The sequence below is a fragment of the Micromonospora sp. NPDC050795 genome, from assembly GCF_044456785.1.
Classification (GTDB): Bacteria; Actinomycetota; Actinomycetes; order Mycobacteriales; family Micromonosporaceae; genus Micromonospora.
On the sequence record NZ_JBITGE010000049.1, the window covers coordinates 15,702 to 40,482 of the forward strand.

The 24,781-nt window shown below is 72.5% G+C and carries 27 protein-coding genes and 1 pseudogene; 9 read left to right on the plus strand and 19 right to left on the minus strand.

Going from position 1 to position 24,781, the window contains the following annotated elements:
- Positions 1–17 precede the first annotated feature (17 nt).
- Positions 18–371: a peptidase inhibitor family I36 protein gene (locus ACIBEF_RS29635; protein ID WP_396796609.1), complete on the plus strand. Its 354-nt coding sequence runs from the start codon at positions 18–20 to the stop codon at positions 369–371.
- A 94-nt stretch (positions 372–465) separates the two neighbouring features.
- Here ACIBEF_RS29635 and ACIBEF_RS29640 read toward each other — a convergent pair whose 3' ends face one another.
- From ACIBEF_RS29640 to ACIBEF_RS29655, 4 genes are all read right to left on the minus strand, one after another.
- Positions 466–948 carry a peptidoglycan-binding protein gene (locus ACIBEF_RS29640; protein ID WP_396796610.1) on the minus strand — a complete coding sequence of 161 codons (483 nt, stop codon included), beginning with the start codon at positions 946–948 and terminating at the stop codon, positions 466–468.
- Between the two features lie 157 nt (positions 949–1,105).
- Complete coding sequence (locus ACIBEF_RS29645; RefSeq protein ID WP_396796611.1) at positions 1,106–1,474, minus strand: hypothetical protein; 369 nt, start codon at positions 1,472–1,474, stop codon at positions 1,106–1,108.
- A 121-nt stretch (positions 1,475–1,595) separates the two neighbouring features.
- Positions 1,596–2,783: a DNA polymerase IV gene (gene dinB, locus ACIBEF_RS29650; protein WP_396796613.1), complete on the minus strand. Its 1,188-nt coding sequence runs from the start codon at positions 2,781–2,783 to the stop codon at positions 1,596–1,598.
- A gap of 57 nt (positions 2,784–2,840) precedes the next feature.
- Complete coding sequence (locus ACIBEF_RS29655) at positions 2,841–3,311, minus strand: VOC family protein (protein ID WP_396796615.1); 471 nt, start codon at positions 3,309–3,311, stop codon at positions 2,841–2,843.
- 61 nt (positions 3,312–3,372) lie between these two features.
- On the opposite strand from ACIBEF_RS29655, the gene ACIBEF_RS29660 reads away from it, so the two are divergent.
- Positions 3,373–4,362, plus strand: coding sequence for a helix-turn-helix transcriptional regulator (locus ACIBEF_RS29660; protein ID WP_396796617.1), 990 nt, complete (start codon positions 3,373–3,375; stop codon positions 4,360–4,362).
- A gap of 74 nt (positions 4,363–4,436) precedes the next feature.
- Here the strand turns inward: ACIBEF_RS29660 and ACIBEF_RS29665 are convergent.
- From ACIBEF_RS29665 to ACIBEF_RS29680, 4 genes and pseudogenes are all read right to left on the minus strand, one after another.
- Positions 4,437–4,931, minus strand: a pseudogene (locus ACIBEF_RS29665) (GNAT family N-acetyltransferase); the annotation flags it as partial.
- A complete protein-coding gene (locus ACIBEF_RS29670; protein WP_396796619.1) occupies positions 4,835–5,359 on the minus strand; it encodes a GNAT family N-acetyltransferase in 525 nt (174 codons plus the stop codon). The pseudogene ACIBEF_RS29665 and the gene ACIBEF_RS29670, both read right to left, overlap by 97 nt.
- 369 nt (positions 5,360–5,728) lie before the next feature.
- Complete coding sequence (locus ACIBEF_RS29675) at positions 5,729–7,303, minus strand: FMN-binding glutamate synthase family protein (RefSeq protein ID WP_396796620.1); 1,575 nt, start codon at positions 7,301–7,303, stop codon at positions 5,729–5,731.
- Positions 7,304–7,391: 88 nt separating this feature from the next.
- Positions 7,392–8,501, minus strand: a complete 1,110-nt coding sequence (locus ACIBEF_RS29680) for a peptidoglycan-binding protein (protein ID WP_396796621.1) — start codon at positions 8,499–8,501, stop codon at positions 7,392–7,394.
- A gap of 216 nt (positions 8,502–8,717) precedes the next feature.
- On the opposite strand from ACIBEF_RS29680, the gene ACIBEF_RS29685 reads away from it, so the two are divergent.
- Both ACIBEF_RS29685 and ACIBEF_RS29690 read left to right on the plus strand, forming a co-directional pair.
- The gene (locus tag ACIBEF_RS29685; protein ID WP_396796622.1) at positions 8,718–9,830 is read left to right on the plus strand and encodes a hypothetical protein; all 1,113 of its coding nucleotides are present in this window, start codon (positions 8,718–8,720) and stop codon (positions 9,828–9,830) included.
- Positions 9,831–10,079: 249 nt separating this feature from the next.
- Complete coding sequence (locus ACIBEF_RS29690) at positions 10,080–11,405, plus strand: MFS transporter (RefSeq protein ID WP_396796623.1); 1,326 nt, start codon at positions 10,080–10,082, stop codon at positions 11,403–11,405.
- A 46-nt stretch (positions 11,406–11,451) separates the two neighbouring features.
- Here the strand turns inward: ACIBEF_RS29690 and ACIBEF_RS29695 are convergent, their stop codons facing one another.
- The 6 genes from ACIBEF_RS29695 to ACIBEF_RS29720 form a co-directional block, all read right to left on the minus strand.
- On the minus strand, positions 11,452–11,838 hold the full coding sequence (locus tag ACIBEF_RS29695) for a VOC family protein (RefSeq protein WP_396796625.1): 387 nt from the start codon (positions 11,836–11,838) through the stop codon (positions 11,452–11,454).
- Between the two features lie 197 nt (positions 11,839–12,035).
- Positions 12,036–12,452 carry a YchJ family metal-binding protein gene (locus tag ACIBEF_RS29700; protein ID WP_396796626.1) on the minus strand — a complete coding sequence of 139 codons (417 nt, stop codon included), beginning with the start codon at positions 12,450–12,452 and terminating at the stop codon, positions 12,036–12,038.
- Positions 12,453–12,635: 183 nt separating this feature from the next.
- Positions 12,636–13,736 (minus strand): magnesium and cobalt transport protein CorA, encoded by a 1,101-nt coding sequence (locus ACIBEF_RS29705; protein ID WP_396796627.1) that lies wholly within the window; start codon positions 13,734–13,736, stop codon positions 12,636–12,638.
- 179 nt (positions 13,737–13,915) lie between these two features.
- Positions 13,916–14,527 (minus strand): class F sortase, encoded by a 612-nt coding sequence (locus tag ACIBEF_RS29710; RefSeq protein WP_396796628.1) that lies wholly within the window; start codon positions 14,525–14,527, stop codon positions 13,916–13,918.
- Between the two features lie 86 nt (positions 14,528–14,613).
- Complete coding sequence (locus ACIBEF_RS29715) at positions 14,614–15,099, minus strand: hypothetical protein (RefSeq protein WP_091406610.1); 486 nt, start codon at positions 15,097–15,099, stop codon at positions 14,614–14,616.
- A gap of 304 nt (positions 15,100–15,403) precedes the next feature.
- Positions 15,404–16,231 carry an ArsR/SmtB family transcription factor gene (locus ACIBEF_RS29720; protein WP_396796630.1) on the minus strand — a complete coding sequence of 276 codons (828 nt, stop codon included), beginning with the start codon at positions 16,229–16,231 and terminating at the stop codon, positions 15,404–15,406.
- Between the two features lie 110 nt (positions 16,232–16,341).
- Here ACIBEF_RS29720 and ACIBEF_RS29725 point away from each other — a divergent pair, with 110 nt between their 5' ends.
- Positions 16,342–17,622 (plus strand): lycopene cyclase family protein, encoded by a 1,281-nt coding sequence (locus ACIBEF_RS29725; RefSeq protein ID WP_396796632.1) that lies wholly within the window; start codon positions 16,342–16,344, stop codon positions 17,620–17,622.
- Between the two features lie 10 nt (positions 17,623–17,632).
- Positions 17,633–18,106: a ribonuclease HI gene (rnhA, locus tag ACIBEF_RS29730; protein ID WP_396796633.1), complete on the plus strand. Its 474-nt coding sequence runs from the start codon at positions 17,633–17,635 to the stop codon at positions 18,104–18,106.
- A gap of 7 nt (positions 18,107–18,113) precedes the next feature.
- Here the strand turns inward: rnhA and ACIBEF_RS29735 are convergent, their stop codons facing one another.
- The 3 genes from ACIBEF_RS29735 to ACIBEF_RS29745 form a co-directional block, all read right to left on the minus strand.
- On the minus strand, positions 18,114–18,350 hold the full coding sequence (locus tag ACIBEF_RS29735; protein WP_396796634.1) for a preprotein translocase YidC: 237 nt from the start codon (positions 18,348–18,350) through the stop codon (positions 18,114–18,116).
- Between the two features lie 75 nt (positions 18,351–18,425).
- Positions 18,426–19,313 (minus strand): pentapeptide repeat-containing protein, encoded by an 888-nt coding sequence (locus tag ACIBEF_RS29740; RefSeq protein WP_396796635.1) that lies wholly within the window; start codon positions 19,311–19,313, stop codon positions 18,426–18,428.
- Between the two features lie 72 nt (positions 19,314–19,385).
- Positions 19,386–20,513: a DUF5919 domain-containing protein gene (locus tag ACIBEF_RS29745; protein ID WP_396796636.1), complete on the minus strand. Its 1,128-nt coding sequence runs from the start codon at positions 20,511–20,513 to the stop codon at positions 19,386–19,388.
- Between the two features lie 43 nt (positions 20,514–20,556).
- On the opposite strand from ACIBEF_RS29745, the gene ACIBEF_RS29750 reads away from it, so the two are divergent.
- Both ACIBEF_RS29750 and ACIBEF_RS29755 read left to right on the plus strand, forming a co-directional pair.
- Positions 20,557–21,165 (plus strand): hypothetical protein, encoded by a 609-nt coding sequence (locus ACIBEF_RS29750; RefSeq protein WP_396796637.1) that lies wholly within the window; start codon positions 20,557–20,559, stop codon positions 21,163–21,165.
- A gap of 55 nt (positions 21,166–21,220) precedes the next feature.
- Complete coding sequence (locus ACIBEF_RS29755; RefSeq protein ID WP_396796638.1) at positions 21,221–21,823, plus strand: MBL fold metallo-hydrolase; 603 nt, start codon at positions 21,221–21,223, stop codon at positions 21,821–21,823.
- On the opposite strand, the gene ACIBEF_RS29760 is transcribed toward ACIBEF_RS29755, so the two are convergent.
- Together ACIBEF_RS29760 and ACIBEF_RS29765 are read right to left on the minus strand one after the other, a co-directional pair.
- Positions 21,796–22,536: a B3/4 domain-containing protein gene (locus ACIBEF_RS29760; RefSeq protein WP_396796639.1), complete on the minus strand. Its 741-nt coding sequence runs from the start codon at positions 22,534–22,536 to the stop codon at positions 21,796–21,798. The two genes, ACIBEF_RS29755 and ACIBEF_RS29760, sit on opposite strands and share 28 nt — an antisense overlap.
- A 7-nt stretch (positions 22,537–22,543) precedes the next feature.
- Complete coding sequence (locus tag ACIBEF_RS29765) at positions 22,544–23,155, minus strand: LysE family translocator (RefSeq protein ID WP_396796641.1); 612 nt, start codon at positions 23,153–23,155, stop codon at positions 22,544–22,546.
- A 62-nt stretch (positions 23,156–23,217) separates the two neighbouring features.
- On the opposite strand from ACIBEF_RS29765, the gene ACIBEF_RS29770 reads away from it, so the two are divergent.
- Positions 23,218–24,690 (plus strand): PLP-dependent aminotransferase family protein, encoded by a 1,473-nt coding sequence (locus ACIBEF_RS29770; protein ID WP_396796642.1) that lies wholly within the window; start codon positions 23,218–23,220, stop codon positions 24,688–24,690.
- Positions 24,691–24,781: the final 91 nt, after the last annotated feature.

A 24,781-nucleotide genomic window follows, 5' to 3' on the forward strand; every position in this document is an offset into this window, starting at 1 on the left:
TGCTTGCCACGGTTGCCGTGACCGCCGGGCTCGGCGTCGCCCCGAGCCCGGCCCAAGCCGCCAGCTACCCGTGCCCCACGAACCTGCTCTGCCTCTATGCCGGTACGAACTTCTCCGGTGACGTGTTTTACCTCGACGGGCCGTACAACGGCTGTAACGACGTCACGCTGCCCTCGTACTTCCGCAACAGGGCCCAGTCGATCAAGAACAACCGGGCTTCCGGCACCGTCTCCACCTTCTGGGACAACGCCAACGCCACCGGGCTCCTCGGCTACCAGCACGCCTACGGCTATCGGGCGAACCTGGCGTACGACTCGGCCGCGATCGGCGGCACCTGGAACCTGCGCATCGAGGCTGTACGGGTCTGCTGAGGGCGGGAGTCTCCGGTGGGGAAGAGGAGTCGGAGACGCCACGACGGCGCCGGTCGGAATCCCCGTTGGATTCCGACCGGCGCCGTCGTGCGGGTCAGCCCGGGTAGTAGCAGACGTTCGGGATGACCGGACCACCGTTGACCCCGAAGGTCGCGAAGCCCATCCACGCCCGGGTCTGCGGGCCGTACTCGCCGTCCTCGGCGATGTCCGCCCACGACCAGGTGTCGTTGATCACGCGCTGTGCGTACAAGACGGCGTTGCGGGTGTTGGTGCCGTACTGGCCGTCGAGCCGCAGCGACTGCGAGTAGCAGTTGTTCAGCGCCTCCTGTAACACCTTGACCGCGCTGTTGGAGTTGCCGTACTTCAGGTAGCAGGTCTTGTTGCGGTCCTGCCAGCCGACGGTTGGCACGTGCATCTCACCCGGGTAACCACCGACCTTGTAGTAGGTCAGGCTGGTGCAGGTGGTGGCGGCCTGCGCGGCTGTCGGCGCGGCCAGGGCCAGGCCGGCGCTGGCGAGTACGGTCGCCAGAATGGCGGTGGCGCTGCGGCGGCCGAGGTTGCTTCGATGGATCGACATGCTTTCCTCCTGAGGATGGGCTACCGGGGTCGACCCCGTGTGCCCGAAGCATCGCGACCATCGATCTACGATTTCCTGCACGAACGTCAATTGCGAACGCTCGGCCGGATCACCGGCCGAGCGTTCCCGCGGGTGCGGTTCGGTACGCGGGTCGGGGTCATGCCGCCGAAGCGGACGCCTTCGACCCCCGGTGCGACGCCGCCGGGCCGGCGTTCCAGCCCCAGCGGGGGACCGGTACCGCCGCCTCGCGACGCCCATCCGTGCCGACGTCGTCGCTGTCGGTTCCGTCGATGGTCCCCCCGACCGAGGCGGAGGCGCCGCGCGCCAGTCGCAGCGAGTGCTCGGCCCCGGTGCGGGGCGCGCACGGCCAGGACTGCCCGGCGCACTGGAGGTTGCGGCACTGGCCCTCGTCGTCCGGCTCGTGTGCGCTCAACACATCGATCGCCAACTGCCACAGCAGCGGGTCGGTCACGTCGTGCGGGCGCTCGGCGGTGCGACTCGGTCGGTTGCTGGTGTCGTCGGACATGGTGGCCCCCCTCGTCAGGCTGTACCCCACAAGGGTCACCCGTCAGCCGCCGGCTAAACCGCCGACCTGCTGTGATGTGTCTCTGATCGCAGCTCGGCCGCGGACGCCGCACGCTTATCGGTCAGTCCGGCAGAAGCGGCATCTCCACGCCCGGCTCCCGCCCGAGCAACACCGCACGCGTGAGCGCCGCTGATCCGAACCGGTCGCGGACCGCGTCGACCGCACTGTCCAGATCGGACCCGGAGTCCGGCTGGAACGGCAGCTCGGGCTGGACCGGGTTGTCGTCGAGGTTGCCCACGGAGACACCGATCAACGTGATCCCACGGCGATCGATCTCGGGCAGCGCCGCGCGCAGTAGCGCACGCGCGGCGGCGAGTAGCGGCGTCGTGTCCGCCGTCGCCTTACGCACCGTGTGCGAGCGGGTCGCCCGGGTGTAGTCGCCGAAGCGCAGCCGCAACACCACAGTGCGGCCGGACCGCCCGGCCGCCCGCATCCGCCGGCTGACCCGGTCGACCAGGCCGGCGAGGATGGCGTCCAGCTCCGTGGAGGCGTGCGGGGCGCGACTGAGCGCGTGTTGCGCGCCCATCGAACCGCGCCGCCGCCCCACCTGCACCGCCCGGGGGTCGCGATTGTGCGCCAACGCATGCAGGTGCCGGCCGGCGCCCGCACCGAGCAGCGACACCAGCGCCGCCTCCCCGAGGCGGGCCACCTCCCCGACGGTACGGATCCGGCGTTCGCGCAGCTTGGCGGCCGTGACCGGGCCGACGCCCCAGAGCCGTTCCACCGGCAGCGGGTGCAGGAAGGCCAGCTCGGCGTCCGGTGCGACCACCAGCAAGCCGTCCGGTTTCGCTACGCCGCTGGCCACCTTGGCCAGGAACTTCGTGCGGGCCACCCCCACGGTGATCGGCAGGTGGACCCGGTCGCGGACCTCCCGGCGTAGTCGTTCGGCGATCTCGGCCGGTGGCCCGACCAGCCGCCGCAGACCCCCCACGTCGAGAAACGCCTCGTCGATGGAGAGCCCTTCGACCAGCGGTGTGGTGTCCCGGAAGATCTCGAAGACCGCGCGGCTCGCCGCCGTGTACGCCGACATCCGCGGCGGCACGACGATCGCGTCCGGACAGAGCCGACGTGCCTGCTGGCCGCCCATCGCGCTGCGGACGCCCCGCGCCTTCGCCTCGTAGCTGGCCGCGAGCACCACGCCACCACCGACGATCACCGGCCGCCCGCGCAGGCGCGGGTCGTCGCGCTGCTCGACCGACGCGTAGAACGCGTCCAGGTCGGCATGCAGGATGCTGGCGCCGGGCGACACGTACACATGTTCGCATGACGCCGGCCCGGTGCGGCAGTGAGCTGGGCAGACGCCCCGTCAGTCGAGGCAGAACTCGTTGCCCTCCGGGTCGGCCATGATGAGATGACCGGCGCCCAACGGGGGAGTGGGCTCGTGCCGATCGAGTCGCCTCGCGCCGTGCGAGACGAGCCGTTCGGCCTCGGCCTCCAGGGCGGCCATCCGCTCGTCACCCTCCAGCCCGGGGGCCGCGCGGACGTCGAGGTGGACGCGGTTCTTCACCTGCTTGTGCTCCGGCACTCGCTGAAAGAACAGCCGTGGTCGCGAGCCCTCCGGGTCGACCACCGCTGACGCGTCGTTGCGGTTCTCCGGCGGCACACCCATCGCCTCCAGCGCCTGATCCCAGGACTCGAAGTCTCCGGGTGGGGCCTGTACCTGGTAGCCGAGCGTCTCAGCCCAGAAGGTGGCCAACCTCGCCGGGTCGGCGCAGTCGAACGTGATCTGGACGTCGCGGATCACGGCGGATCCCTGCTTCCTGGTCTGGTCGGTCATGGTCCCAGCCTCTCGCGGATAGCGGACAGGGTTGTTCCGCTATCCGTGCAACGATCGACGCGTGACCGTCGAGGCGACGACCGAGCGGGTGCTGCGCCTGCTGGCGTTGCTGCAACGACGACTGTCCTGGACGGCTGCCGAACTCGCCGCGGAGCTGGGGGTCACCGGCCGTTGCGTGCGCCGCGACGTGCAGCGTCTGCGGGTGCTCGGCTACCCGGTGCACGCGGTGTCGGGCGTCGGCGGCGGCTACCGACTCGGTGCCGGCACCCGGCTGCCGCCGCTGCTCCTCGACGACGAGGAGGTGATCGCCACGGCGGTGTCCCTGCGGCTCGCCGCCGGGGGTACTGTCGCCGGGGCGAGTGAGGCCGCGCTGCGGGCACTCGCGAAGCTCGATCAGGTGATGCCATCGCGGCTCCGCGCCGAGGTCCGGGCGGTGCACGGTGCCACCGACACCCTCATCGGCCCGGTCGCCGAGATTGACGCGGAACTGCTGGTGACACTCGCCCGCGCCTGTCGTGACGGGGTCCGCGTCCGATTCCACTATCCGGGCCGGGGCGCTGCTGAGCAGGAGCGGACGGTCGAGCCGATCCGGATGGTCACGACCGGCCGCCGCTGGTATCTGATGGCCTGGGACGTCGACCGCGCCGACTGGCGGACGTTCCGGCTGGATCGGATCCGGGCTGCGGTAGCGACGACCTGGCGTTTCCCGGCGCGCGGACACCCGGATCCGGTCGCCTTCGTGCAGCGCGCCGTGACCGGGGCACCGTACCGATACCTCGCCCGGGTGCGGGTGCACGCCCAACCGGAGCGGTTGCGGGAGGTGGTCCCCCCACAGGTGGGGCGGGTCGAGGATGACAGCGACGGATGGTCGGTGCTGGTCGTCGGCGGCGACAGCCTGGACTGGCTCGCCGCGCACCTCGCCCGCCTGGATCACGAGATGGAGGTGCTGGAGCCTCCCGAGCTACGCGAGGCCGCGGGCCGGCTCGCCCGTCGCCTCGCCGTGCTGGCGGGTGCGACGTCGGAGCCCGACGTGCGGTGCCGCAGCGTGTAGTGGCGCAGCGACACCGGCCCGCCGTCGGGAGCGGTCCATGGTGCCGTACTGGTGCCGACGCACCGCCATCCCGCGCGCTCGTACAGAGCGGCGGCCGCAGCGCCGTCGGCGGCCAACTCGAGCACCAGGTCCGTCCCGCGTTTGCCCGCCCACTGGCGGGCCCGGTCCAGCAGCGCGCTGCCCAGCGCCAACCCTCGGGCTCTCGGCACCACGAAGAGACGAGCCACCTCCGCCGTCGGCCGGCCGGGCGGCCCGTCCACCTGACCGGGGATCCGATGCACAGCGACGTGTCCGACAACGGCCGCGTCGGCGTCGACGGCGACCCAGGCCCGCGCCGGGTGCGGCTCGCGCAGCCAGCGGTGCGGGTCGACGGGCCAGTTCAGCGGGTACCCGTCGAGCTGGTGGACCTCGGCGAGCGCCGCGACGCAGCCGTCCAGGTCGGTGGCGCGCCGCCGACGGATAGCGGGTCGGTTCACAGGTCGTCGAACGGGCCGGCGTAGCGGAACTCGCCCCGGATGGACTCGCGCCACGCGTGCATCGGCCGAGCCATGAAGTACTGCGGCCCCCACGGCTGCGGCGGGGTGACGCCCAGCTCGACGGCCGGCCGGAACCCGAAGCGCGGATAGTAGTCGGGATGCCCGAGCAGGACCACCAGCGGTTCGTCCCGCGCGTCCGCAGCGCCAAGGACCGCGTGCATCAGCGCGCTGCCAACACCGCGCCGCTGCCAGTCGGGCAACACGCCCAGCGGCCCCAGGCCCAACGCCACCGGCGCGCCGCCCACCCGGCCGCGGGTGGCCACCACGTGCCCGACAATCTGGCCGTCCGAATCGGTCGCCACCAGGGAGTACGCGGGCAGCCAACCCTCGTCGGCGCGCAGCCTGTCGACGAGGGTCGCCTCGACCGGTACGCCGTCAGCGCCATCGGCCTTGGCGAAGGCCGCGGAGTGCACCGCGCGAATCGCGTCGACGTCGGCGGGTGTCTCGCGTCTGATCAGCACCGCGCCACCATAGACGCGGTGAGTTTCCGGCTCCACGCGATTATCGCCGGCACCGATCTGGCGGCGATCGTCGTGCCTGGCGGTCGCGGTGGGTGGCGGTCGTGGTGCGTGGCGGTCGCGTTGGCTGGCGGTCATGGTGGGTGGCGGTCGCGTTGGCTGGCGGGCGGCACTCGCGGACATCGCGGGGAAACGTTGATGTCTGTGAGTCATCAAGATGTCCCCCAGTCATCAAGCTCATCGCGATCCGCGATCCGCGATCCGCGATCCGCGATCCGCGATCCGCGATCCGCGATCCGCGATCCGCGCGATCCCGGGCCCGGTACTTCTCTGCTCCGCGCCTGTGGCTCTCGCCGGCCGTTGGCCGTGATCTCAACCGACGGCAGTGGCGGAGGGCGGGGCGCTGCCGCCCTGGGGTGCCTCCGGGACCATCAGCCGGATGATCTCGGCCTGGTCGGCTTGCGAGGGCAGTCCCCATTCCGGTCGGTAGCCGTACACCTCGTGCAGTGGGGTTGAGGCGGTGCGGCCGTCCAGGATCTCCACGGCGTCGGTGCCGATCAGGCCGGGATGTTCGACGCCGCAGGCCTCGGCGACCCTGGTCAGGTCCCGGCGTAGCGTCCGCAGGTAGTTGGCCGCCCGGACCGACTTCAACGCCGGGTCCAGCCCACGGGCGAGCCACGCGTTCTGGGTGGCGACGCCGGTGGGGCAGGTGTCGGTGTGGCACTTCTGTGCCTGAATGCAGCCGACCGCCAGCATCGCCTCCCTGCCGACGTTGACCATGTCGCAGCCGAGCGCGAACGCGACGATGGCGTTGTCCGGCAGGCCGAGCTTGCCGCCGCCGACGAAGACCACCTGCTCGTGCAGACCGTACTCGGCGAAGATCGTGTAGACCCGGGAGAAGCCCTGCTGGAACGGGAGCGACACCGAGTCGGTGAAGATCAGTGGTGCGGCCCCGGTGCCTCCCTCGCCGCCGTCGATCGTCACGAAGTCCACACCCCGGCCGGTGTCCCGCATGAGGGTGGCCAGCTCCTCCCAGAAGCTCAGGTCACCGACCGCCGACTTGATGCCGACCGGCAGGCCCGTCTCGGCGGCCAGCAACTCCACCCAGTCGAGCAGGCTGTCGCAGTCGGAGAACTCGGCGTGCCGGGACGGGCTGACGCAGTCCTGACCGGCCGGGATGCCCCGGGTGGCGGCGATCTCGGCGGACACCTTCGCCCCGGGCAGCAGCCCACCGAGGCTCGGCTTGGCGCCCTGGCTCAGCTTGATCTCCAGCGCCCGCACCGGTGCGCCGGCGACCAGGTCCTTCAGCCGGTCGAGGCTGAACCGGCCGTGCTCGTCCCGGCAGCCGAAGTACGCGGTGCCGAGTTGGAAGACCAGCTCACCACCGTTGCGGTGGTACGGCGACAGGCCGCCCTCGCCGGTGTTCTGCAGGCAGCCGGCGAGCGCCGCTCCCTTGTTGAGCGCGGTGATGGCGTTGCCGGAGAGCGAGCCGAAGCTCATCCCGGAGATGTTGACGACCGACTCCGGTCGGAACGCCCGGCTCCGTCCCCGTGCCGCGCCGAGCACCTTCGCGCAGGGCACCCGTACGTCGTGCCCGGCGGTCGGTGCCGACGGCGGCACGGCACGGCCGAACGTGCGGTGCTTGATGATCGGGTACCCGGCGGTGTATTCGATGTCGTTGTCGGTGCCGAAACCGAAGTAGTTGTTCTCCTGCTTGGCCGACGCGTACACCCAGCGGCGCTGGTCGCGGGTGAAGGGCCGTTCCTCGTTGTTGCCGGCCACGATGTACTGCCGAAGCTCCGGCCCGATCGTCTCCAACAGGTAGCGGGCCCGGCCGAGGACCGGGAAGTTGCGCAGCAGCGCGTGGTCGCGCTGGATCAGATCCCGCGCGGCGAGTGCCGCGACGGCGGCGGCGACGGCGGGTACGGCTCGACGGGCCCAGGTCATGCCGCAACTCTTTCCGCCGGGGCGGCGGATCAAACCGGTGAGCGGGCTGGTGGCGGTGCGGGTGCGCCCCCGCACCGCCACCACGGGCTCAGCGGTGCCGGAACGACTCGCGGACCGATCCGCCGACGACAGTGCACCACGTGCTCGTACTGAGCTTGCCGTTGCGGGGCAGCCCGTGCAGCGCCTGCAGGTCCTGCACCGCCGTGCGGGTGGCGTGGTCGTACGCCCCGGTGACGGTGACCGCGTACCCCTTGGTGGCGAGGATCTCCTGCACGGCGGTGACCGGCGCTCCGGCGGCGTGCTGGTCCAACTCCGGCGCGAGCGTCTCCCAGGTCGGCGTGGTGAGGGTGGCGTCCACGTCGACCGCGATGCCGTTGCGGGCCTGCCAGTCCTGCACCGCCGCCACGGTCGCGGCGTCGAACGTGCCGCTGACGATCACCGGGTAGCCCCGGTAGGCGAGCAGGTGCTGCACCACCCGCACCGAGGGGGAGTTGACGAAACGCCACAGGTCCGGCCAGCGGCGCGCCGGCACGTCACCGAGTTTGGTGCCCAGCGCGGCGTGCACCCGCCGCCGTAGCTCGGGGAACTGTCGGTAGAAGGCGGCGCCCGGGCACTCGGTGGTGCGGAAGTCCCAGTGGCCGAAGATGTCGTACGCGTGCAGTCCGTACTGCCGGCAGATCGCGACGCAGAGCTTGACCAGCGAGTCGGTCAACGCCTCCGGTGGCGTCTCGGTGACGTAGGTGCCCTCGTTCTCGATGCCGATGGCCCGGCCGTTCTCACCCGGACAGTGTGCCGAGATCATCTGCCGGTCGCCGGCTTCGAGGCGCTCCAGGCTGCCCCGGCGGCCCTCCAGCACGTACCCGCCACGGCTCACTGTGAAGTGCTGGCCGGTGTCCGACCAGCCGTTGCCGTCCATGTGCAGGTCCTGGCAGTCGTGGGCCAGCCTGACCGCCTGTTCACGGGAGTAGTCGGTGACGTTCGGGAACGCCATGTGGTGCACGATGATCTTGTTGGTGGCGATGGCGCTCACCGACAGCGGGTCCTTCGGCGGGCGGGCGGCCCACTCGTCACAGCTGATGATCCAGTCCAGGTCGGTGCCCGGCGCGGCCTGCGCCGCGCCCGGGAAGGCGAGTTCGCTCCCGACGACGGCGACCGTGGCGGCGCCGAGACCGGCCCGCAGCAGCGTCCGGCGATCCACTTCGGAATGGTCGACGTGCATTGCATCTCCTCCTGCGGCCGACGGCGGGGGGATGAAAAGTAGCTCCAGTGGCCGCACGCACTCCGGAGAATATTGCCAAGACTCGTCCGCGCGCTAGAGGGCCGACAGGCCTGATGATCACTTGTGTTTCCGCGTGTCGGTTCGGGGGTAGGTCGGGGCGGACCGTTCCGGCTGCCCCATTTAAGGAATGACCAGATGAGTGACAACGTCAGCGACGCGGTGGGCGACGCTCTCCGCTCGGTGATGCTCTTCCTGCCCAAGGCCGTCGCCTTTCTGGCGATCCTGGTGGCCGGATGGCTGATCGCCAAGGCCGTACTGAAGATCGTGGAAAAGGTCCTCGAACGGGTGGGCTTCGACCGCGCCGTCGAACGCGGCGGCATCCGCCGCGCGTTGAGCCGCTCCCGGTACGACGCCAGTGACATCGTCGCGAAGCTCGTCTACTACGCGCTGCTGCTGTTCACCCTTCAGCTCGCCTTCGGCATCTGGGGCCCGAACCCGATCTCCGACCTTCTCGGCGCGGTGATCGCGTGGCTGCCCCGCGCCTTCGTCGCGATCGTCATCGTCGTGGTCGCCGCCGCCATCGCCAACGCGGTCAAGGACATCATCAGCGGCGCGCTCGGCGGCCTGTCGTACGGCCGGGTGCTGGCCACCATCGCCTCGGTGTTCATCCTCGGCCTCGGCGTCATCGCGGCGCTGAACCAGATCGGCGTGGCCACCGCCGTCACCACTCCCGTGCTGATCGCCGTGCTGGCCACGATCGGCGGCATCCTCGTCGTCGGTGTCGGCGGCGGTCTGATCCGCCCGATGCAGAGCCGTTGGGAGTCGTGGCTGACCCGCGCCGAGCGGGAGTCGCAGCTGATCGCCGAGCACGCCCAGGCGTACCGGGCCGGTCGCCGCGACGCCGAGGCCGAGCTGGCCCGTCGGTCGGCCACCACCAGCGACGCGGAGGCCACCCAGGTGGTGACCCGGCCCACCGACGCCGACGCCACCCAGGTGGTGACTCGGCCCACCGACCCGGAGGCCACCCAGGTCGTCCACTTCCCGGTCAGCTCCGACGCCACCCAGGTGGTCAACCGCAGCGCCGCCGACGACCCGACGCCGATGCCGGCCCGGCCCTCGGCGACCGACGACACGACCCAGGTGGTCAGCGGCTCGGCCGATTCGGACGTCACGCAGGTGGTGGGCACCGGCGTCGACCCCGACACCACCCAGGTGGTCACGGGCGGCACCGATCGTGCGGTGCCCGGGCAGCGCACCAGCGACGACAGCGAGGCCACCACCGTCATTCCGCCGGTCGACCGGCGCTGACATCAGCGGTACGGCGGCGGGGCGGGACCGATTCGGTCCCGCCCCGCCTCGTTGTCCGCCCCGCCCCGCCCGCCCACCCGGCCCGGTTCGTGCTCCTCGGCGCGCCGAAAGCGCTGGCCGAGGCCGCGCCGGTTGTCTAGCATCGCGGGCATGACCTGGCGACATTGATCCAGCAGCGTCGGCCGATCCCGTGGGCCACCACGGGCACCGCACGTCCGGTGTCCGTCTCCACTCCCACGGGAAGGCCCCATGACCCTCATCGCTTCGCGCGTGCCCGAGCCGGCGGTCCGTCGGCTGACGGCGACCCTCTACGGGTACGCGTTCCTCAGTGACCTGGTCCTGCTCTACCCCCTGTACGTGGTGTTCTTCGCCGACACCGGGCTGTCGGTGGGGCAGATCGCGTCGCTCTTCGTCATCTGGTCCGCCGCCGGAATCCTGTTCGAGGTGCCCTCCGGCGCCTGGGCCGACGTGGTGTCCCGCCGACTGCTGCTGTGCCTCGCCCCGCTGGTGGCCGCCGCCGGTTTCGCGCTCTGGGTGCTGCTGCCGTCGTACCCGGCCTTCGCTGTGGGCTTTTTGCTCTGGGGTGCTGGTGGCGCACTGGTCTCCGGTGCGCTGGAGGCGTTGGTCTGGACCGAGTTGGACCGGCTCGGCGCTGTCGACCGGTACGCCCGGGTGCTCGGGCGGGCGCGGACGGCCGGCGTGCTCGGGGTGGTGGTCTCCGGAGTGCTCGCCGGCCCGGTGCTCGCCGCTGGTGGGTACCCGATGGTCGGGGCGGCCAGCGTGCTGGCCTGCCTGCTCGCCACGATCGTCGCCACCCGCTTCCCGGAACACCCCGCGCCCGCCGCCGTCGGCGTTCCGGTCGCCGAGCCGTCCTCGGCCGTCCAGCCCGTGGGTGCCGCACCACCCCGCCAGGACGAGCCCGTGAGCCCGGACGATGATGGTGACCTGGGGTGGTGGGACACACTGCGGGCCGGGGTGTCGCAGGTTCGCAACCGTCCGCCGGTACGGGCCGCCGTGCTGCTGGTGGCCGTGGTCGCCGCCGACTGGGGTGCCCTGGACGAGTACACCCCGCTGCTCGCCCTGGACACCGGCGTCGGGGCGCAGGCCGTACCCCTGCTGCTCCTGCTGCTCTGGGCCGGAGTCACAGTCGGTGGGCTGCTCGCCCCGGCGGGGGAGCGGCTGGGCAGCCGAGGTTACGCCGCGTTGTTGGGGCTGGTCGGCGTCGCGCTGGCCGGAGGCGCCCTGCTGCGGCACCCGGCGGGGTTCGTGCTGCTCGCGGTGGCGTTCGGCGCCGCGCAGTTGGCCACCGTGCTGGCCGACGCGCGGCTCCAGGCCCGCATCGTCGGCAGCAGCCGGGCCACCGTCACCTCCCTGGCCGGGATGGCCACGGACGTGCTGATCATCGTGACGTATGCCGGCTACGGGCTGCTCGCCACGGCGGCCGGCAACGCGGTGGCGTTCGCGCTGACCGCCGGGGCGTACCTCGTGGTGGCGCTGGTGCTGCTGACCCGCCGCCGGCACCGGACGACAGTGCCCACCGTCGTGGCCGCGGCTGTGCCGGGCGGCCCGGACTGACCGGGGCCCGGCGGCGGCCTCAGCGGGCCGCCGCCGGGCCGCACGCTCAGCCGGCCATGTGCAGGAACGACCACTGGTGCCCGTCGGGGTCCCGGAAGCCACGCATGTACATCGGTCCGTTGGCCATTCCCGGCCCGAGCGACTCCCCACCGGCGACGGCCGCCCGGTCGACGAGTTCGTCGACCTGCCCCCGGCTCGACGCCGACAGCCCGACGATCACCTCCCGGCTGGTCGCCGTGTCCGTGGCGGCGACACCGGTGTACGCCTCGAAACCCGAGCGGCGGTGCAGCACCAGCCGGGTGGTGTCGGAGATGGTGAGCACGGTGCTGTCGCCGTCCGGCTGGGCCTGGTCGCTGGTGAAGCCGATCGCCCGGTAGAACTCGGTCGCGGTGGTCAGGTCGCGCACCGGCAGGTTGATGAATGTCATGGTCATCGGTGGTCTCCGTCCGTTCGAGCAACACCTTGCGCACGCCTTCAGCTCCGCGGCCTGCTCGGCTCCGGTCAGCTTCTCGCGCAGGACGTCGACCCGGGCCTTCGACTCGCCGAGAGCGTTGCCGCCGACGATGATCCTGGTCGGCCCCGGCCCAGTCGGCCCGGAAGCTGCGCGGTGGCGGTGCGGACGCACAGCCGTCAGGGTTGGTCACCGTCGAGGTAGACCCACCGGCCGTCCTCGCGGACGAACCGGCTGTGTTCGGTCAACGTGCCGGGCCGGCCCGCGTCCCGGTAGTGGGCGTGGAAGGTCACCGTGCCGGCGGTGTCGAGCAGGCCGCCCCGCTCGGTCTCCACGATCTCCAGTCGGGTCCACCGCTGCCCCGCGTCAAGCTCCAGGGAGGCGGGCCGGGTCGAGGAATGCCAGCTGCGCAGCAGGTAACCCGAGTCGCCGAGGGCGAAGGCGCTGAACCGGGAGCGCATCAACGCCTCGGCCGTCGCCGGGGCGTCGCCGCCGTGCGCCGGCGCGCAGCAGTCCGTGTACGCCCGGCCGGAACCGCACGGGCACACCCGTCCCGTTGTCGCGTTCGCCCGCCGACGTCCCGCACCCTTACCCACGTCGCCATCCTGCCCCAAGCACCCCCACCCCTCCCCACACCCCACACCCATCCCCGCGCCCACCCCCGCGATCTTGCACTTTCTGTGGCGACATAAGAGATAAAAGGCGCGTATCAGCAACGCAAAGTGCAAGATCGGCGGGCGCGGCGCGGCGCGGGCGCGGCGCGGGGCGGACCACCGACCTCACAGCCAGCCGGAGCGGCGGAACAGCCGGTACAGGAACAGGGCCGCCGCCGCCATCAGGGCGAGGGCCCCGGCGTAGCCGTAGCGCCAGGCCAGCTCGGGCATGTGGTCGAAGTTCATGCCGTAGATGCCGGCGATGCCGGTCTGGGTGGCCGCGATGGCCGCCCAGGCGGCGATCTTGCGCATGTCGTTGTTCTGCTCGACGGCGAGCTGCGCCAGCCGCGACTGGACGATCGAGGTGAGCAGGTCGTCGTACGCGGCCACCCGGTCCACCGCCCGGCTCAGCCGGCCGTCGACGTCGACGAACCAGCGGTGCAGGACGCGCGGCGGGCCGTCGGGTTCGAGCAGCGTACGCATCGGCCCCTGCAACGGCAGGACCGCCCGCTTGAACTCCACCACCTCCCGTTTGAGCTGGTAGATGTGCTGGATGTCGACGGCGCGGTCGCGGGCGAACACCGCCTCCTCGACCCGCTCCAGGTCCCGCTCCACGTGGCCGGCCACCTCCAGGTAGGAGTCGACCATGCGGGCGCAGACCGCGTACGCCACCGCCCACGGGCCGGCGGCCAGCAGCGCGGGGCGGCGCTCGATGTCGGCGCGAACGCTGCGCAGCGCTCCGGCGGCACCGTGCCGCACCGTGATGGCGAAGCGGTCACCGAGCAGCACCATGACGTCCCCGGTGTCGATCACCTCGGAGGTCTCGGTCAGCTCGTCGTGCTCCACGTACCCGGCGGTGCGCAGGACCAGCAGCGTGACTGGCCCGTGGCGCTGCACGGTGGGCCGGTGCCCGTCGGCGAGCGCCTGTTCGACAGTCAGTTCGTCGAGGCCGAAGGTCTGGCCGACTGCGGCGAGCACCGCCGGGCCGGGATCGTGCAGTCCCAGCCACACGAAGGCGTCGCGGCCGTGCCGCGCCCGGGCGTACGCGTCGGCGTAGTGCGGTTGACCGGGTTCCCGGCGGCCCTTGACGTAGACGGCGCAGTCGACCACGGCGTCCGGGTTGGACCGGCGGAGGTTGGGGGAGTCGCCCTCGACCCGCCCGAGCAGTCGACGGGCCAGGGCGCGTACGCCTCGACCGGTCCGGTCCCGTACCGGTCGCTGATCCACCGCGTGCCTCCCCGTCGCCGGCGTACCGTCCCGATCAGGGATGGTGCCACCGCATTCTGCCGACGAGGGTCCGGCTCCCGACAGCGGGGAGGCGGCGTGGGCGGCGTGGGCGGCCCGGGCAGGCGGTCCGGTTCCGGCGGTGCGGGTAGCGCCGGTTCCGGCGGTGCGGGTGGCCCGGTTCAGGCGGTGCGGGTGGCGAAGACGACGACGTTGTCGACGTAGTTGCCGGTCGTCGCGTCGAACCGGCCGCCGCAGGTGATCAGGCGCAGCCCGGCGGCGTCCGCCGGGCCGTAGACCAGGGCGGTGGGGAAGTGCTCCTTCGGGTACGCCCGCACGTCGTCCACTGTGAAGGTGGCGACCCGTGCGTCGGCGCGGGTGACCTGCACCTGCTGCCCGGCGCGGAGCCGACCGAGGTCGAAGAAGACCGCCGGCCCGGACGGCGCGTCGACGTGTCCGACCAGGACGGCGTTGCCGGTCTCACCGGGGCTGACCCCGTGCCGGTACCAGCCGGCGAGGGTGGGCCGGTCCAGTGGTGGCACCTCCAGCACCCCGGCGGCGTCAGCGCCGACGGGGACGATGTCGGCGCGTACGTCGATGGCGGGGATCTGCACCCGGACCGGCGCGGCGGGTGGCAGCGGAGCCAGGTCCGGTGCGGGGTGGGTGCGGGTCGGCGCGTCGGCCGACGGTCGTGGTGGCCGCGCCGGGTCGGCGGCGAGGCCGACGGTGATCAGCCCGAGCCCGGTCACACCGAGCAGGGCCACCACTGCCGGTAGTGTCCGCCGCCACCGCACGTGTGCACCTCCGTACCGGATTGTCGGGGTGCCCGCGCCGGTGTCACCGGCGCGGGCACCCGTCTCAGGGATGGAACGGCCGCCGATCAGGCGACAGTGGACACCGGACGGCGCCGGCGGATCAGGATCACCGCGCCGGCGAGGGCGGTGCCGAGCAGCGTGCCGCCGGCGGCGAGAGCGCCGGTGTCACGGTTGTCGCCGCCGGAGCCGGCCGGCGCGCCGCCGATCGGGGTGACGGCGAAGGTGGCGGTGCCGGCCGAGCTGCCGTCGCCGCAGGTCGCCGCCACCGTGTACGTGCCCAGGGTGAATCCGGCGGTGAAAAGTTCGGCGCTCAGCCCGCCGCCGGCGGCGGCCGTGGTGGATCGGACGTTCTGGTCGCGGTTGGGGCCGGTGACCCGGAAGAGGGCGTCACCCGACTTCGGGTTGCAGGTCGTCGCGGTGAGCACGACGGTCCCACCGACCGGGGTGGTGGCCGGTGACACCGTGGTGTCGGCCAGTGCGGCGCCTGGCAGCAGGAGCGTGCCGAGGCCCACGCCGAGCGCCGCCGAGCAGAGTGCTGTTGAGACCTTCATACGCGTCTTCCCTCACTTTTCGTCCGCTGACTGCGTGGGACGTCGTTCGGGTGGCCAACTCCGTGACTAGCACCGGTGTGCCCAACACTAGGTGGGTTGGGTCCTCGATCAGGTGAAAATGAGAAATCCTCGTTGCCGTCACGTGTCCACCCGAAGGCGGGGAGAGCTGCCGAAAGGCCCGGACGGCCCGACCGGCACCGGTGCTCCGATCGATGTCCATCCGGTCGGGCTGTCGTCGCTGGGCCGATGGCGAGGTATTGCCGGAGACGGCGGAAATGCACCCGTCGGGTGGTGCGCCCTCGGGTCAGCGGGCCGGGCTCGGGTCGGGCATCGGCTCGCCGGTCTCCAGCAGGGTCTTGAGGCTGGCCAGCAGCTCCGGCCAGCCGCCGCTGCCGTCGAGTTGGCCGCTGATCGCCCGGTGCATCTCGCTGTCGGGGGAGAAGTCGTCGTGGATGACGGTCAACCGGACGGTCGACCCGCTGTGCGGCTCGATCTCGAAGGTCACCTTCGAGCGGCGCTCACCGAGCCGCGCGGCCAGCTCCTCGTCGGACCAGCCGAAGTGCTCGGCGTGCTCGGGTTGGAAGCCGTGCCAGCCGTAGGAGAGACGACGGTACGGCTCGGCGACGAGCACCCGCTGGCCGAGGTCGCGCGGCGCGACGTCCGGTGCGTCCTGCCACAGCACGGGTGACCCGACCTGCCAGTCCGAGACCAGCGCGACTCCACCCCAGTAGCGACGGGTGAACGCCGGTTCGGTGAGCGCGGACCACAGTCGCTGCGCGGTGGTGGTCACGTAGGTGGTGTAGACGAAGGTCGGGCTCTCCATGGCTTGTCGCTCCAATACGGTGGTCAGGTCGGCCAGCGTGGCGGCGCGTTCGCGGTCGTAGCGGCTGAGCCACCGGTCGGCGATGGCGTTGATCGGGGCGGCGTTGAGGTAGTGCAGCTTCTCCCGGCCGCGCCGCACGGTCGAGACGAGATCGGCCGCCTCCAGCACCGACAGGTGCTTGCTGACGGCCTGTCGGGTGCCGGCCAGCCCGTCGCACAGCTCCCGCAGGGTCTGGCCGTTGCGCTCGTTGAGCCGGTCGAGCAGTCGACGCCTGCTGGGGTCGGCCAGCGCCCGGAACGCGTCGTCCATGGACCCTCCCCCAACAGGCAAGCATTCGGTTGCTTGTCAAGTTAGGCAACCAACGGGTTGCCTGTCAACCTGCCCGCGGTGGCGCGCGTCGGTGTGGCAGCGTGGTGCGGGTGACCGCCTCCGCGCCGCTCGACGTCGACCTCGCGCTGCTCGGTGGCGGCGGCGCCGCGTCGTTGCTGCTCGCCGCACTGGACCGCCACGGCGTCCGGGATCTGCGGGTCGCCATCGTCGACCCGGTACGCCGACGCGGTCAGGACCGCACCTGGGCGTTCTGGGGTCACCCCGACGGCGACCTGGACCCGTTGCTCAGCGCCAGCTGGCAGCAGGTCGAGGTGGCGACGGCGGCGCGACGCCGCGTCCTGGACCTCACCCCGCTGCGGTACGCCATGCTCCGCTCCGGCCCGGTCTACGACCGGGCTGCCGATGCCGAGCGTCGCCTCGACGCCATCCGGATCGTCGCGCCCGCCGAGACGGTGCGCGACGACGGCGACCGGGTGCTGGTGGGCACCGGCGACGGGCGCGGCGTCCGGGCCGGCTGGGTGCTCGACTCGCGCCCCCGCCCGCCGGCGCGAGCGGGGCGAACCACCTGGTTGCAGCACTTCCGGGGGTGGTGGCTGGAGGCTGACCGGCCGGTGTTCGACCCGACCCGTGCGGTGCTGATGGACTTCCGTACCCCGCAGCCGACCCGGGGCGTCTCCTTCGGATACGTGCTGCCGGTGAGCGACCGCTACGCCCTGGTCGAGTACACCGAGTTCTCGCCGGACCTGCTCACCGACGCCGGGTACGACGCGGCGCTGGCCGGCTACCGGGATCTGCTCGGACTGGACCCGACCGGGCTGCGGGTGCGCGAGGTGGAGAACGGGGTGATCCCGATGACCGACGCGCCGTTCCCCGCCCGACCCACCCCCCGCGTGGTCCGGCTCGGCACGGCCGGTGGCGCGACCCGCCCCTCCACCGGCTTCACCTTCTCCGCCATGTACCGCCAGGCCGACCAGGTGGCCCGCGCCCTCGCCGCGGGCGGCGCGCCCGTGCCCGAGCCGGCGTACCCGCGGCGGCACCGCTGGATGGACGCGGTGGCGCTGCGCGCGCTGGACCGGGGCGGGGTGGGTGGTCCTGAGTTCTTCGATCGGCTCTTCGACCGCAACCCGGCCGAGCGGGTGCTGCGCTTCCTCGACGGCGGCACCACTCCGGCCGAGGAGGTCGCCATCATGAATTCGACCCGGCTGTTGCCGATGATCGCCGCGACCGCCGGCGACGCCGCGGACCGGGTCCGCGACCGGCTGCGCCCCACCCGGCCGGCGCCGGCCATCCCACCCGCGGTGGTGGGTTCGACGCCGACAGCTCGGCGCGCCGGCCCCCCGAGCCCGGAGGACGACGTCCGCTCCCGGTAGGTTGCCGGGCATGGTGGACGCGGCGGCCGGCAGGGGCGTGCAGATCTGGACCGACGGGGCGTGCAGTGGCAACCCCGGTCCGGGTGGTTGGGGTGCGCTGCTGCGCTACGGCGATCACGAGCGGGAGCTGTGCGGCGGTGAGGCCACGCCCACCACCAACAACCGGATGGAGCTGATGGCGGCCATCCAGGCGTTGGAGAGCCTGAACCGGCCGGTCACCGTGGAGCTGCACAGCGACAGCACGTACGTGCGCAACGGCATCACCAGTTGGCTGGCGTCGTGGAAGCGCAACGGTTGGCGGACCGCCGCGAAGCAGCCGGTGAAGAACGCCGACCTGTGGCAGCGGCTGGAGGCGGCCTGCGAACGGCACGAGGTCACCTGGCTGTGGGTCAAGGGGCACAACGGCCATCCGGAGAACGAGCGGGCCGACAGGCTGGCCAACAAGGGCATGACCGAGGCCCGGGGCGCGCTGACCAGCCGCTGATCCGGGATCAGCGAGCCGCGTCGGGGTGCCCCGGCATGCTGGAACCGCCGCCGCTGCTGCCGGATGAACCACCGGCGACGCCCGAGTTGTCGGGCTCGGTCACGATGTCCGGTCGGACGTCGGTGTCCGACGGTGCGGGGACCTCGGTGTCCGCCTCGACCTGCACCAGTGGCACCTGGCCGGCTTCGTCCTCACTGTGCTGCGGGTCGCCCGGCAGCTCACCGTCGCGCTTTCGGTAGCCCACGCCGTGCCCCCCGTCGATGCCGGTTCGCGTCGGCGCTGGCTACCCGGCGTCGTCCCGGCCGAAACCCCCTCGCGGTCAGCGACGCCGGCCCCGACGGGCGGGTGCGGGAGACCGGGCGGGCTGACGGACCGGGGTGAGCGGCAGCGCCGTCCAGTGCGCCGGTCGGGTGAGCGTCGGCGGCAGCCCCGTGTGGGTGTCACCCCGGGCGGCGTCCAGCTGGGTCTGGTGCAGGAAGAGCGTGCGCCGCAGGTCCGTGCCCCGCAGGTCGGCGCCGCGCAGGTCCGCGCCGGTGATGTCGGCCAGGCCGAGGTCCGCTCCGCGCAGGTCGGCGCCGATGAGCAGCGCCCCGCGCAGGTTGGCCCGGCGGAGGTCGACGCGGCGCAGGTCCACCCCGAGCAGCTGCGCGCCCCGCCGATCGGCGCCGCCGGGGGCGCGGGCCACGTCGCCGGCCCGGGACAGCAGCGGGTTGACCCGCATCCGGTGGCCGGAGACGTCCACCGCGCGAAGCCGTGCCAGGTCACCCTCGGTGAGCGCCAGCGTCTCGGCGCGGGCGCGTTCCAGTTCGGCGCGCAGGTCGGCCGGCGGGCGTAGCGCCACCGCCTCGGTGAGGTACCAGAGCAGTTCGTGCAGCGGTCGCAGCACCGCGAACGCCTCCGCCATCGCCGGCAACGTCTCCGGCGCGTCCCGCCAGTCCCGCCCGGAAAAGGTCACCTGGGCGACCTGCTGCCCGGCGCCGAAGCAGTCGAACACCGTGCAACCGGGAAAACCACGCTGCCGCAGCTCCGTGTGGATGCCGCAGCGGTGGTCGGGGCGCAGATTGGGGCAGGGCGAGCCGGCCGGCTTGTCGATGGCGAAGTCCGCCGACGCGGCGAAGGCGGGCACCACGCAGCACAGCCCGAAGCAGCGTCCGCAGTCGGCGCGTAGCTGCGCCGCCCCGGACGGCGGTGCGGTGCGGTGCGGCACGCCGACGGTCCTCCTGGCGATCAGGGTGGACCACCATTGTTTCCTGTGTCGAACCCATCGGCCGGTCGGGGGTCACCGTGCGTGCGTGTCACCGGCCGTCGCGGGGCGGGGGGCCGGGGTACGGGCATCGCCCGGTGGCGGCACGAGCCGGCGGACGTCGCGCTCGCCGTCGTCGTGTCCGTACTTCTGGTCGAAGTGCCGTTTCACGACGGCGACCGGGGTGCGGTCCCCGTCGGCGGGCTCGGCCAGGGCGAACACGCCGGGCGTCGCCCCGGGCGCGCGGGGCGGCAGCACGGCTCGCACCGTCAGCGGCCCGGTCACCCGGAACCCCCGGCAGTCGACGTAGTGCTGCCCGTCCACCGTCACGAACGGCACGCGTACCTCGACCACGTCCGACTCGTCGTGGCGCAGCGTGACCATGACCGACCAGTACCGCTCCAGGTCGAGGGTGGCCTGCTCGTGCTCCCACAGCTCCTCGAACCGGGCGTGCACGAACCCGCCCCACGGGCTGTCCATGTCCACCTCGAGCTGCGGCACGTTGAACGACAACTTCCCGATCGGGAAGAACGAGATCAGCGCACGCCCGTCCCACTGGTAGAGCTGGATCGACGGAGACGCGTCGTAGAGCCGGACCTGAAGGCGGTGGCGCAGCCGCGAGTCGAGCGCGTCGGCGAACGCGGCCAGGTGGCGCAGGTTGGTGCGGATCTGCCGGGGCACGTCCACCCGTTGCCGTTCCAGCTCCTCGGAGCGTTGCTGGGCGGCGGTGCAGTCGGGGTCGAGCAGGAGCAACTGCACCTCGGCGCCGTTGGCGAGCGCCGCTCGCACCGCGCTCAGCGTCTCCTCCCGGTGCCGTTGCTCCAACAGGATCGTCCAGGTGTCGAGGATGCGCACCCGACGCCCGGAGCGGTGCAGCCGTGTCACGAACGCCTGCTGGTCGAAGCTGAGGTGCTCCTGCACCCGCGCCTTGCGGGCCTCCTCGAACAACGGGTCGAAGATGACGTACGAGATGGCCGCGAGGACCACGCTGGCCCCGAGGTTGAGCAGCAGGTCACTGAGGAAGCCGGTGCTGCGCCAGGCGGCCAGCAGCATGACGACGGCGATCGCGAAGAGTGCCCCACCGACGACGAAGGCCCGTCGTTGCCGCCCGCCGCGACCAGCCCACCCGAGCATTTCGCCGCTCGGACCCGATCCACCGCTCATAGGCTGACGGTAACGGAGTCGTGCGACCACGGAGGGTGGCGGGGTGGACGAGAGCGAACGCGAGCAGGCGCTTCTCACCGTCCTGACCACCGAGCACTACGCGTTGCAGACGTCCCGCGCCGCCACCATCGCCGAGGCCACCGGTCGCGCCACCATCTTCCTGTCCGTCCTGTCGGCGGCGCTGATCGGCCTCGGCTTCGTCGCCAGCAACGACAGGCTGGTCCGGCCGTACCTGGCCGCGGTGCTGCCGACGCTGGTCATCATCGGGATGCTGACGTTTCTGCGCCTGGTGGAGACCACCGTGGAGAATTCGTTGGACCTGCTGCGGATCCAGCGCATCCGGGCCTACTACCACCATCAGCTCGCCGGCGAGCACGACTTCTTCGCCGACGCGGTGGGGGCCGACGACGCCATGAGCACGGCCTGGAACCTGGTCGGCACGCGTCCCGGGCGGTGGGAGTTCCTGCTGACCACGGCCGCCCTCGTGGGCGCGGTCAACGCCGTCCTGAGCGGGCTCGGCATCGCCCTGGTGGCCTCGACCGTCGGTGCCGGGGGCGGTTCGACGGTGCTGGTCGGGGTGCTGGTCGCGGTGGTGGCGTTCGGTGCGCAGTTCGTCTACATCCTCCGGGCGTCGGCCGCACGGATGCGCTGACGGCCCGCCGGTGCCACTCAGGTCGACCGCCAGCGTGGCGGCGTACGGTCGGCTGATGCGGATCACCCGGTTCACCCACTCGTGTGTGCGCGTCGAGCACGACGGCGGGGTGCTTGTCGTCGACCCGGGGACGTGGAGTGAGCCGCACGCGCTGGTCGGCGCGGACGCGGTGCTGGTCACCCACGAACACACCGACCACGTGGACGTGGCGCGTCTGGCCCTCCGGGGCGTCCCCGTGTACGCCCCGGAGGGTGCTCAGCTGTCGGATGTCGCGCCGCTACCGGTGACCCGGGTCCGTGCCGGGCAACGCTTCACCGCGGCCGGCATCGAGGTCAGCGCCCACGGCGGCCGGCACGCCACCATTTATGGGGGCCAGCCGGACTGCCCCAACCTCGGGTACCTGATCGGCGACGGGCTCTACCACCCCGGCGACGCGCTGCACGTGCCGGACGAGCCGGTGCGCACCCTGCTCGTCCCGGCCCAGGGGTCCTGGCTGCGCCTTGACGAGGCGATCCGCTTCGCCGGCGCCGTGGGCGCGGCGGCGGCGTACCCGATCCACGACGCGCAGCTCAACGACCGTGGTCTGGCCAGTGTCGCGGGTTGGTTCGCCGAGACGATCCCCGGCTACCGTCACCTGCTGCCCGGCGACACCGCCTGACCCCGGTCGTCATCCGCCGCCGGGGTGCGGAAACGCGGCGCGGCGGCGGTCAGCACCGCGGCGGTCGTCGGGGCGGACCACACCTCGGTCAGCCCTGTCACGAGGTCGGCGACCAGCCGGGTCACGGCCCGCTCGCCGCCCGGGTGCAGCGCCTCGGCGACGATCAGCACCGACGAGGTGCCGGCCCGCACGGCCGACCAGCCGCTCTGCCGGTTGGTCCACCGTCGGGCGTGTGCCCGGCCGGCGGAGTCGACGAAGGTCACCTCGCCCGGGTCGGGATGCTCGGTGTCGCCCGCGAAGCTCAGGTACGCCTCGTTCCCGTGTGCCGGCCGGACCACCAGGTCACCGTCGACCCGGTCCAGGTCGAGCGCCGCGACCGGGATGGCGTACGCGGCCGAGACGGCGTTGCAGAGATCGACGAGCGGGTGCACCCGGGGCAGTTCGCCGTCGAGGCGCAGCCGACGCAGCAGCGCTTCGGAGGCGCACCGGTACTTGGTGGGCCGCAGCCCCATCGCCGCGTACGCCCGCCGCCACGCCTGGATCTCCGGGAACCCGCTCTCGGCCCCACCGGCCAACCGCCGGCGCGCCTCGCCGAGATGGGCGGCCGTGCGTGCCGCCACGTCGGCGGTGGCGGTGATCCCGGCGACCTGCACCACGCCGGCGACCAGATCGGGGTACGCGTCGCGAAGCCGAGGAGAATGTTCGAACTGCACTGTGCTCCTATCGTTCGGTGAGGGCGAGGGTCACGCCGAGCGCGACGAAGCTGCCGGCGGCGGATCGGCGCAGCCAGTCGGTGACCCGGGGGCGGGTCAGCACCCGGTCGCGGACCCGGGCCGCGAAGATGCCGTAGCCGCTGAACACCACCATCGTGAGCAGCATGAACACCGCGCCGCAGCCGAGCATCGCCCGGGTCGAGCCGGGTGCCGTGGTGTCCACGAACTGCGGCAGGAACGCGACGAAGAACATCGTCGGCTTCGGGTTGAGCAGGTTGACCAGGACGCCGGAGACGATCACCCGGATCGCCGAGCGGGGTGCGGCGTCGGTGGTCACCGCGAAGGCGTCACGGTCGCGCGCCATGGACCAGGCCAGGTAGAGCAGGTAGCCGACGCCGAGATAGCGGACGGTCTCGAACGCCACGGCGCTGGTCTGCATCAGCGCGGCCAGCCCGGTCATCGCGGCGAGCAGGTGCGGCAACGTTCCCAGGGTGCAGGCGAACGCGGCCAGCACCCCGGCCCGCGCACCCCGCGACAGGCCGGCGGAGAGCGTGAAGATCACCCCGGTGCCGGGGGTGACCACCACGATCAGCGTGGTGATCAGGAACGGGATGGTCACGGTCGTCCTCCGGCGGAGTCGGCAGGTCTGGCTCCTCCTCACTCTGCTGCCACAATGGTCCGATGGGCAGAGCCAAACCGACTGCGTCCGAGAGGTCCATATCGGCCGGCTCCGACTTCCTGCACCTGACCATCACCGAGGCGACGCCGGGCGGGCGCGCCGACTGGCTGACCGACCGGCTGCGGCAGGCCATCGCCGAGGGGCGGGTGCCGGTCGGTGACCGGCTGCCGCCGACCCGGGTCCTCGCCGCCGACCTCGGTGTCTCCCGGGGCGTGGTCACCGAGGCGTACCAGCGCCTGACCGAGGAGGGGCACATCGCCGGCCGGGGCCGGGCCGGCACTGTCGTCGTCGCCGCGCCGGCCGCGCCCACACCCACAGCGACCGCCGCGCCGGCACCGGTCACGCCCTTCCCGCCGGCGCCGGGCACCGACATCTTCGAGGCGTTACGCGCGGCGCACGCCTCAATCGACCTGACGCCCGGCGTACCCGATCTGGCCGCCTTTCCCCGCGCGGACTGGCTGCGTGCCGAACGGAGCGTGCTGCGCCGCCTCGCCGCGGCCGACCTCGGCTACGGAGACCCCTGCGGCACGCCCGTGCTGCGACAGGCCGTCGCCGCCTGGCTGGCCCGCAACCGCGGCATCAGCGTCGATCCCGCCGAAGTGATCATCGTGGCCGGCGTCTCCCAGGCGCTCGGGCTGCTCGCCCAGGCGCTCCCCGCTGCCGGTGTCGCCAGGATCGCCGTCGAGGACCCGGGCTCGCTCGGGGTGCGCCAGCACCTGAACAACTGGCGGATGGACACCCCGCCGATCAGCGTGGACGACGCCGGGCTGCGGGTCGACGAGTTGACCGCCAGCGGCGTACCGGCGGTGATGCTCACCCCCGCGCACCAGTTCCCGACCGGCGTGGTGCTCGACGGTGACCGCCGCCGCCAACTCGTCGCCTGGGCGCGGGCCGGCGGATTGATCATCGAGGACGACTACGACGCCGAGCACCGCTACGACCGCCCTCCGGTGCCGGCGCTGCGGGGCCTGTTGCCCGAGCAGGTCTGCTACGCCGGCAGCGTGTCCAAACTGCTCGCCCCCGCCCTGCGGGTCGGCTGGCTGCTCGTGCCAGCGCGGCTGCGCGACGCCGTGGTGGCCGCCAAGCGCAACGCCGACCTGGGCAACGCCGTGCTACCGCAACTGGTGCTGGCGGAGTTGATGACCTCCGGCGCCTTCGAACGGCATCTGCGGCTGCTGCGCCGACGACACATCCGCCGGCGGGACGCCATGATCGCCGCGCTGGCCCGCGCGTTGCCGTCGGCGACCGTGCACGGCGCCGCCGCCGGGCTGCACCTGATGATCACGCTGGACGACACCGTCGTCGACACCGAGTTGGCGGCGGCGACGCTGGCACTCGGGGTGAAGGTGCAACCCCTGTCCTGGCACTGCCAGCGGCCGTACCGGCCCGGCCTCGTGCTCGGCTACGCGGCCCGTACTCCCACCGAGATCGAGGCCGGCGTCGCCGCCGTCGCCGCCGCGCTCGGCTCCGGCTAGGTTCTGTCTCGTAGATCTTGGTGGTCGGGGACGGCGCGTAGCCAGTCAAGGGTTTCGACCAGGTCGAGGGTGGCCTGGAAATGGGTGGCGA